The organism is Saccharothrix coeruleofusca, from assembly GCF_014648515.1.
Lineage (GTDB): Bacteria > Actinomycetota > Actinomycetes > Mycobacteriales > Pseudonocardiaceae > Actinosynnema > Actinosynnema coeruleofuscum.
The window spans coordinates 6,279-13,650 of sequence record NZ_BMRG01000040.1; the positions used below are offsets into that span (position 1 = coordinate 6,279).

The 7,372-nt window shown below is 73.6% G+C and carries 2 protein-coding genes; both read right to left on the reverse strand.

Going from position 1 to position 7,372, the window contains the following annotated elements; all coding sequences use genetic code 11:
- Positions 1-6,776: non-ribosomal peptide synthetase (locus IEZ00_RS37655; RefSeq protein WP_229796441.1), on the reverse strand; the 6,776-nt coding region annotated here is incomplete at its 3' end.
- 8 nt (positions 6,777-6,784) lie between these two features.
- On the reverse strand, positions 6,785-7,372 hold a 588-nt coding region (locus IEZ00_RS35805; RefSeq protein WP_189227791.1), incomplete at its 5' end, for a phosphopantetheine-binding protein.

Sequence of the window (7,372 nt, forward strand, 5' to 3'; positions counted from 1 at the left end):
TACAGCCACCGGACCCGGTCGCCGGTGCGGTACATGCGGGAACCGGGTTCGCCGAAGGGGTTGGCCAGGAATCGGGAGGCGGTCAGGCCCGGCCGGTCCAGGTAGCCGCGCGCCACCTGGGCGCCCGCGAGGAACAGCTCGCCGGGCACCCCCGGCGGCACCGGTCGCAGGTCGGCGTCCAGCACGTACGCGGCCAGGTTGTGCAGCGGGCGGCCGATGACCGGGCGGTCGCCGGTGATCTCGCACGCCACCGAGTCCACCGCGACCTCGGTCGGCCCGTAGTAGTTGTAGCCGGTGACAGCCGACGCGGCGATCTCCCGCCACAGCGCGGCGTCCACCGCCTCACCGCCGAGCAGCAGCTTGCGCAGCCCGGACTCCAGCAGGCCCGCCCGCACGAGCTGGCGGGCGTAGGAGGGGGTCAGGTCGAGCGTGCCGATGCCGTGCTCGGCCACGTAGGCCACCAGCGCGGCCGGGTCCAGCCGCAGCTCGTCGTCGATGACGTGCAGCTCGTTGCCCGCGGCCAGGAACAGCAGCCCCTCCCACGAGGTGTCGAAGGAGAACGTGGCGGTGACCGCGAAGCGCAGGCGTTCGGACATCAGGTCGGCGCGGTTGGCGTGGAACAGGTTCGCCAGCTGCGCGTGCTCGACCACGACGCCCTTGGGCTTGCCGGTCGACCCGGAGGTGTAGATCACGTAGGCCGCCTGGTCGGGCCGCAGCGCCACCTCCGGCGCGGTGTCGGGCTGGTCGGCGGTGTCCGGCAAGGACTCCAGCACCAGCGCGGGAGCGGCGTCCGCGAGCAGGAACGCGATCCGGTCGGCGGGCAGCTCCGGGTCGACCGGCAGGTAGACCCCACCGGCCTTGAGCACCGCGAGCAGCGCGACCACCAGATCGGCCGAGCGCGGCATCCGCAGCGCCACGGTGCGCTCCGCGCCGATGCCGAGGGCGATCAGGTGGTGCGCCAGGCGGTTGACCCGCGCGTCCAGCTCGGCGTAGGTCAGCCGGGTGTCGCGGAACACCAGCGCGGTGGCCTCCGGCGTCCGGCGCGCCTGCTCGGCGAAGACCTCCGGGAACAGCGCCGGGGGGAACGCGGTCGCGGTGCTGTTCCACTCCACCAGCACGCGCCGCCGCTCGTCCTCGGACAGCCACGGCAGCTGCGCCACCCGCGCGTGCGGTCGCCGGGCGATGCCCACGACCAGCTCGCGCAGCCAGGTGGCCAGGCGCCGCGCGGTGGCCTCGTCGAACAGCTCGGGGTCGTAGGCCAGGTCCAGGTTCAGCCGGTCGGTCACCGAGGCGGTCAGCGTCAGGGGCAGCGTGGTGTTGTCCACCGCCTCCACCTCGACCACCCTCGGCGCGTCGCCGCCCTGGTCGAACGGGTAGTTCTCGAACACCACCACGCTGTCGAACAGCCGGGTGCCCGCCCAGGACTGGATCTCCGCCAGCGAGGTGTGCTCGAACCGCCGCGACTCGCTCTGCGCCGCCTGCAGCTCCCGCAGCCACACCGCCACCTCGGCCTGCGCGTCCACCGACACCCTGGTGGGCACGGTGTTGATCAGCATGCCGACCACGGACTCGACCCCCGGCAGTTCCGCCGGGCGACCGGAGACCGTGCTGCCGAACACCACGTCCCGCTCGCCCGACACCCTGGCCAGCAGCAGCGCCCAGGCGCCCTGCACCGCGGTGTTGACCGTCAGCCCGGCCCGCCGCACGGCCTCGCCCAGCTCGTCGGCGTCCAGCGCCAGACGCACCGACGCGGTGCCCTCGGCCCGGTGCGCCTCGGTGGGCGGGCGGTCGAAGGGCAGCGGCGTCGGGCCGTCCACATCGGACAGCACGGCGCGCCAGTGCGCCTCGGCCTCGGCCCGGTCCTGCTCGGCCAGCCAGCGCAGGTAGTCGCGGAACGGTCTGCGCGCGGGCAGCCTGGCGGGGACGCCGCCGGTGATCGCGCGGTAGTGCTCCAGCACCTCGGCGAACACCTGGCCCGCGCTCCAGCCGTCCATGAGCACGTGGTGCGAGGACCAGACCAGCTCCACCCGGTCGTCCGGCAGCGGCGTGATGCCCACCCGCAACAGCGGCGCGACGGCCAGGTCGAACTCGCCCGACACCTCGTCGGCGCGGGTGACCGGCAGGTCCACGCGGCGGTGCACCACCTGCACCGGTTCGGCCACGTCCTGCCACACCACGCTGGTGCGCAGCACGGGCGTGCGGTCCACCACCCGCCGCCACGCCTCGGCCAGCGCGTCCGGGTCGGCGACGCCCTCCAGCACCAGCCGCATCCGGTCCACGTACGCGCCCGGCTCGACCAGGCTGTGGAAGACCATGCCCGCCTGCAGCGGCGTGAGGCGGTAGATGTCCTCGACCTCGGGGGTGGCCAGCCGGTCGACCTGCTGCTGGGTCAGCCGGGCCAGCGGGAAGTCCGACGGCGTGCGGCCGAAGGCGCTGGGCAGCGCGCAGTGCGCCACGATTTCGCGCAACGCCTCCGCCACCCGCTCGGCCAGCCGCCGCACGGTCGCCTCGTCGTGCACCTCCGGCGAGTACCGCCAGGTCAGCTCCAGTTCGCCGCCCTCGACCAGACCGGTCACGTCCAGCAGGTGGCCGCGCGGCCGGTCCGGCGCGACGTCCTCGCCCGCCGAGTCGCGGCGCGCCCGGTACAGGCCCTCCGAGGTGCCGCCCACGTCCCACTGGCCGTGGTAGTTGAAGGAGATCTCGGGCAGCCGCCCGCCCACGTCCAGGGCTTCGAAGCTCAAGCCCTTGTGCGGCACCGCGCGCAGGGCCTCCTTGACCGCCTTGAGGGTCCGCCCCCAGTCCTCGGCCACCGGCAGCACCACCGGGAACTGCGTGGTGAACCAGCCGACGGTGCGCGACAGGTCCACGCCGTCGAACAGCTCCTCGCGGCCGTGGCCCTCCAGCGCCACGCTCACCGAGTCCCGGCCGGTCCACTCGGCCAGCGCCCGGCCCAACGCGCTCAGCAGCACGTCGTTGACCTGCGTCCGGTACACCGGGGGAACCTCGTGCAGCAGCGCGTCGGTGGTCCGGCGGTCCAACCGCACCGACAGCAGCCGCGTCGAGCCCTCCGCGCCCACGCCGTCGTGGTCCACCGGCAGCCGCTCCGGCTCGGGCAGCGAGCGCCAGTGCGGCAGCGCGTCGTCCAGCGCGCCGGACGCGACGTGCTCGGCCAGCCGGTGCGCCCACTCGGTGAACGGCGTGCCCACCGGCTCCAGCGGTTCCCCGCGGTAGGCGGCCTCCAGGTCGCCGAGCAGGATGCGCCACGACACGCCGTCCACCGCCAGGTGGTGCACGGTCAGCAGCAGTCGGGGCGGCGCGCCGGTGAACAGCACCGCGCGCAGCAGCGGCCCCCCGGCCAGGTCCAGGTCGCGGCGCGCGGCGCGGGCGCCCGCTTCGACGTCCGCGTCGGATTCGACGCGGAAGACCTCGGCGGTCTCGGTGTCCGCGACCTCCTGGACCCACCGCCCGTCGACCTCGCGGAACCGCAGCCGGAGCGCGTCGTGGTGCCCGACCACCGACCGCACGGCGGCGTGCAGTCGCGCGTGGTCCACCTCCGGGTCCAGCTCGACCAGCAGCGACATGGTGAAGTGGCGCAGCGGCCCGTGCTCGGCGAAGAACCAGCGCTGGATCGGGGTCAGCGGCGCGGGACCGCTGAACAGCCGCACCTCCGCAGGGGCCTGCTCGGCGACCCCGGCCACCAGCGCCAGCTCGGCCACGGTCTGGTGCCGGAACACGTCGCGCGAGCTGAGCCGGAACCCCGCCTGGCGGGCGCGGGAGACCAGCTGGATGGACAGGATGGAGTCGCCGCCCAGCGCGAAGAAGTTGTCGTGCGCGCCGACCCGCTCCACGCCCAGCACGTCGGCCCAGACGCGCGCCAGCGCCACCTCGACCGGCGTGCTCGGCGCGACGAAGTCGCCCTCGCCCTTGACCTGCGGGGCGGGCAGCGCTCTGCGGTCGACCTTCCCGTTGGGGGTCAACGGGATGCGGTCCAGCTCCACGAACGCCGACGGCACCTGGTACTCGGGCAGCGTGCGCTTGAGGTGCTCGCGCAACGCGGCGTGCGCGACCGGGGACCTGGTCACCACGTAGCCGATGAGCCGGGCGTGGCCGTCGTCGTCACGGGCGACGACGGTGGCCTCGGTGACGTCCGGGTGGCTCAGCAGCGCGGCCTCGACTTCGCCGGGTTCGATGCGGAAGCCGCGGATCTTGACCTGGTCGTCGTTGCGGCCGAGGTATTCCAGGGTGCCGTCGGGCAGCCAGCGGACCCGGTCGCCGGTGCGGTACATGCGGGAACCGGGCGCGCCGAACGGGTCGGCCAGGAACCGGGACGCGGTCAGCCCTGGCCGGTTCAGGTAGCCGCGGGACACCTGCGCCCCGGCGATGTGCAGCTCGCCCGCGACGCCCACGGGCACCGGCTGGAGCTCTTCGTCGAGCACGTAGGCGCTCAGGTTGCTCAGCGGACGGCCGATGACCGGGCGGTCCCCGGTGACCTCGCACGACACCGCGTCCACGGTGGTCTCGGTGGGGCCGTAGAAGTTGTAGGCCCGCGTGCGGGAGGCGGCCAGCTCGCGCCACAGCGCGCCGCCGAGGGCTTCACCGCCCAGCATCAGCAACCTCGGCGCGTGCTCGCCGTCGAGCAGTCCGGCGGGGATGAGCTGCTGGACGTAGGACGGGGTCAGGTCCAGGAAGTCGATCCGGTTGCGCCGCACGTAGTCCACCAGCGCGGTGGGCTCCAAGCGGACGTCGTCGGTCAGCACGTGCAGCTCGTGGCCGTCGGCCATGAGCAGCAGACCTTCCCAGGAGGTGTCGAAGGAGAACACCGCGGACAGCGCGACGCGCAGGTGTTCGGTGGCGAAGTCCTCGCGGTGGTTGTGCAGCAGGTTGACCAGGTGTCTGTGCTCGACCACGACGCCCTTGGGCTTGCCCGTGGAGCCCGAGGTGTAGATGACGTAGGCGGCGTTGTCCGGCCGCAAAGGTAAGCCGGGACTGGTGTCCGGGCAGGAAGCGGTGTCCACCGCACCGTCCAGCACGAGCACCGCGCCGGAATCGTCGATCAGGTGCCGCCTGCGCAGCTCGGGCAGTCCGGGATCGACCGGCAGGTAGACCGCGCCCGCCTTCAACACGCCGAAGACGGCCACCACCGCGTCGACCCCGCGCGGCAGCGACAGGGCGACCACCTGCTCGGGCCGCACACCCCGTCCGATCAGCCAGTGCGCCAGGCGGTTGGCCCGCGCGTCCACCTCGGCGAAGGTCAACCGGTCGGTGCCGCACACCAGCGCGGTGGCCTCCGGCGTCCGGCGCACCTGCGCCTCGAACAGCGCGGTGAACGTGGTCTTGGGCACGTCCAGCGCGGTGTCGTTCCACTCCCGCAGGAGTCGGCGGCGCTCCGACGGAGTCAGCAGCGGCAGCGCCCCCACCGGCCGGTCCGGCTCGGCCGTCACGCCCTCCAGCAGCACGACCAGGTGCTCGCCCAGTCGTCGCACGGTGGCCGCGTCGAACAGGTCGGTGCTGTACTCCACCAGGCAGTGCAGCCCGGCGTCGCCCTCGGTGAAGTCGATGCTCAGGTCGAAGTTGGCGGCCTGACGGGTCATCGGGTGCTCGCTGACCGCCAGGCCCGGCAGCACGGGCAGCGCGCGCCCCGCGTTCTGCAGCACCACCATCACGTCGAACAGCGGCGTGCGGCTGGGATCGCGCTCGACGCCGACCGCCTCCACCACGCGGTCGAACGGCACCTCGTCGTGGGCGAACGCGTCCAGCGCGGTGTCCTTGGCGGCGGCCAGCAGCTCGGTGAACGGGCGCGCGGTGTCCACCGAGGACCGCAGCACCACCGTGTTGACGAAGAAACCCACCAGCCCGGCCAGCTCCGGCCGGTTGCGCCCGGCGGTCACGGTGCCGATCGCGATGTCGTCCTGACCGGCGTAGCGGGCCAGCAGCACCTGGCAGGCCGCCAGCAGCGCGGTGAACAACGTCGCGTCGTGCGCTCGGGCCAGCTCGCGCAGCCGGTCCACCACCCCGGCGGGCACGGTGAACTCGTGCGCCGCGCCCGCCGAGGTGCGCTCGGCGGGCCGGGGCCGGTCGGTGGGCAGCTCCAGCGGCGCGGTGCCCCGCAGCCGGTCGCGCCAGTGGTCCAGCTGCCGCTCCAGCGGTCGCTGCCGCTGCCACACCGCGAAGTCCGCGTACTGCAGCGCGGGCGGGGCCAGCACCTCGCCCCGGTACAGCGCGCCCAGCTCGTCGGCCAGCACCCCCAGCGACCAGCCGTCCACCACGATGTGGTGCGAGGTCAGCAGCAGCACGTGGTCGTCCTCGGCCAAGCGCACCAGCAGCGCCCGGAACAGCGGGCCGCGCCCCAGGTCGAACGGCTGCGCCACCTCGGCGCGCAGCAGCTCCTCCAGCGCCTCGGGCGCGCAGTCCACCACCTGGACCGGCAGGTCGGCGTCGGCGTGCACCACCTGCACCGGCTTGCCGTCGGTGTCGACGAACGAGGTGCGCAACGACTCGTGGCGCTCCACCAGCCCGCGCAGCGCCCCGGTCAGCAGCGGCACGTCCAGCCCACCCCGCAACCGCAGCGCCAGCGCGCTGTTGTACTCGGTGTCCTCGGGGCTGAGCTGGTTGAGGAACCACAACCGCTGCTGGCCCAGCGACAGCGGCAGCGGCTCGTGGCGCGGCGCGGGCGGGATGACGTCGGCGTGCCCGACCTTGCCCGCCAGGCGGTCGCGCAGGCGTTCCCGCAGGTGCGCGGGGAGGGCGGAGATGCGGCTTTGCTTGGAGGACGTCATCGTGTGTGTCACGCTTCCCGGTCGACGAGGGCTTCGAGTTCGGCCAGCACGAGTTCCTCGACCAGGTCGGCCAGCGAGGACACCGTGCGGGCGGTCAGGACATCCCGCGGTGAGAGGTCGACGCCGAACGCCTCCTTGGTGCGGGCGGTGATGCGCAGGCTGCGGATGGAGTCGCCGCCGAGGGAGAAGAAGTTGTCCTCCACGCCGACCCGGTCGACGTCGAGCACCTCCGCCCAGATCGCGGCCAGGACCTCCTCGGTCTCCGTCCGCGGTGCCACGTACTCCTCGGAGGTGACCGCGTCGCGCTCGGGCGCGGGGAGGGCGGCGCGGTCGAGCTTGCCGTTGTTGTTCAGCGGTAGGGCGTCGAGTGCGACGAAGGCGGTGGGCACCATGTAGTCGGGCAACGACCGGCTCGCGTGCTCGCGCAGCGCGGAGGCCGAGGCGGTGCCCACCAGGTAGGCGACCAGCCGGTCCTCGTGCACCACCACGGCCACCTGCCGGACGTCCGGGTGCGCGTGCAGCACGGCTTCGATTTCGCCGGGTTCGATGCGGAAGCCGCGGATTTTGACTTGGTGGTCGGCGCGGCCGTGGTAGTG